This window comes from Novosphingobium sp. 11B, assembly GCF_054589055.1.
In genome coordinates this window covers 1-2309 of the sequence record NZ_BAAILP010000229.1, presented here as the reverse complement: position 1 = coordinate 2309, position 2309 = coordinate 1, and the positions used below count along the sequence as shown (strand labels likewise).

Sequence of the window (2309 nt, the reverse complement as noted above, 5' to 3'; positions counted from 1 at the left end):
ATCCGGGACCGCTGGCGGTCTTTAGGTGAGCTTCATCGTGCAGGGCGCCCTGCCGAGAAAAGGGCTGTTCACGGCCAGCGGTCCCGGATCAAGTCCGGGACGACGAATTCGAGGAATGCCGATGACCGACACCAGCCACCCGTTCTTCTCCATGCACGAACACGGCTTCGTGCGCGTCGCCACCTCGACCCCGCGCGTGAAGACCGCCGACGTCGCCGCCAACCGCGACGCGATCCTTGCCGAAGCGCGCCGGGCCCATGCGGCGCATGTGGACCTGCTGGTCTTCCCCGAACTCAGCCTGTCCTCCTACGCCATCGACGACTTGCACCTGCAGGGCGCGATGATCGAGGCGGTCGAGGCTGCGGTGGCACAGATCGTCAAGGCCAGCGCCGACCTTTCGCCGGTGCTGCTGGTCGGCGCCGCGCTGGAGCGCAAGGGGCGGCTCTACAACTGCGCGCTCGTCATCGCGCAGGGCCGCCTGCTGGGCGTAGTGCCCAAGTCCTACCTGCCCAACTACCGCGAGTTCTACGAAAAGCGCTGGTTCGCGAGCGGCAAGACCGTCCGGGGTTCCACGATCACCGTGAACGGGCAGGAGGTGCCGTTCGGCGTCGATCTCGTCTTCGCGTCCGAAGTGCTGAGGAACTTCCGCTTCTTCGTCGAGATCTGCGAGGACTTCTGGGCGCCGACGCCTCCGTCCTCGCTGGGCGCGATGGCGGGGGCGACGATCCTCGCGAACCTGTCCGCCTCCAACATCGTCATCGGCAAGTCGGACGAGCGTCACATGCTGTGCCGGGCCCAGTCGGCGCGAGCCATGGCGGCCTATATCTACTGCGCGGCGGGACACGGCGAAAGCACGACCGATCTTGCATGGGACGGGCAGGGCATCGTCTACGAACTCGGCGACCTGCTGGCGGAATCGGAGCGTTTCTCGCTGGAAGCGGAACTGTGCGTGGCCGACGTGGACTGCGACCGCATCGTCATGGATCGTCTGCGCAGCCCCACCTTCAACGATGCGGCGGATGTGGCAGGCAAGCCGGAGGAAACATTCCGCACCGTCGCGTTCCGTCACGCCCCGGCCGGCGGCGACATCGGCCTCGTGCGCCCGGTCAGCCGCTTCCCGTTTGTCCCCTCGCGCGCCGACAGGCTGGACGCCGACTGCTACGAGGCGTTCAACATCCAGGTCGACGGGCTGATGCGGCGGATCGAATCGACCCATGCGAAGTCGATGGTGATCGGCATCTCGGGCGGGCTCGATTCGACCCACGCGCTGATCGTGGCGGCACGCGCCTGCGACCGGCTGGGCCTGCCGCGCAGCTTCATCCGGGGCTACACGATGCCCGGCTTCGGGACGAGCGAGGGCACGAAGTCCAACGCCTGGAAGCTGATGGACGCCGTTGGCATCACCGCGCAGGAGATCGATATCCGGCCCGCCGCGACGACGATGCTCCATGACATCGGCCATGCCTTCGCCAACGGCGAGCCGGTCTACGACGTGACGTTCGAGAACGTCCAGGCGGGGCTGCGCACCGACTACCTGTTCCGCCTTGCCAGCCAGCACGGCGGCTTCGTGGTGGGCACCGGCGACTTGTCGGAACTGGCGCTGGGCTGGTGTACCTATGGCGTCGGCGATCACATGAGCCACTACGCGGTCAACGCGGGCGTGCCCAAGACGCTGATCCAGTACCTGATCCGCTGGTGCGCCACGACCGACCAGTTCAGCGCCTCGACCGAGGAAATCCTGCTGGCAATCCTCGCGACGGAGATTTCGCCCGAACTGGTGCCCGCCGGGGCCGACGGCGCGATCCAGAGCACCGAGGCGAAGATCGGGCCTTACGAACTCAACGACTTCTTCCTCCACCACGTCATGCGCTTCGGGCAGAAGCCGTCGAAGGTCGCGTTCCTTGCCTGGCACGCCTGGCGCGACACGGCGGCGGGGGCATGGCCGCACGCCTTCCCGGAAGCCAAGAAGAACGCCTATGAACTGCCGGTCATCCGTTCATGGCTGGAGAAGTTCGTGACGCGCTTCTTCGCGTTCAGCCAGTTCAAGCGCTCGGCCATTCCCAATGGCCCGAAAGTGTCCACCGCCGGAGCCCTCAGCCCCCGGGGCGACTGGCGCGCACCGTCCGACGCCAGCGCAGCGGTATGGCTGGCGGAACTGGAGAAACGGGTGCCGTGACTTCCTCCCCGGAACGGGGAGGATGCGCGCCTAACCCCGTCATCCCAGCGAAGGCTGGGACCGCTGGCCGCGCAAAGCCCAACCCTCGGCTGGGCGTCCGGACGTTGGCTTGCAGTAAAACGCCAGCGGTCCC

The 2309-nt window shown here is 67.0% G+C and carries 1 protein-coding gene; it reads left to right on the top strand.

The window, feature by feature from the left end; translation table 11 throughout:
• The first annotated feature begins 115 nt into the window (after nt 1-115).
• Nucleotides 116-2176, top strand: a complete 2061-nt coding sequence (locus tag ACYPYD_RS20260) for an NAD(+) synthase (protein ID WP_459665119.1) — start codon at nt 116-118, stop codon at nt 2174-2176.
• Nucleotides 2177-2309: the final 133 nt, after the last annotated feature.

Coding starts and splice junctions, on each gene's coding strand:
- ACYPYD_RS20260 (WP_459665119.1), top strand. CDS start 116: ATGCCGATGACCGACACCAGCCACCCGTTCTTCTCCATGCACGAACAC.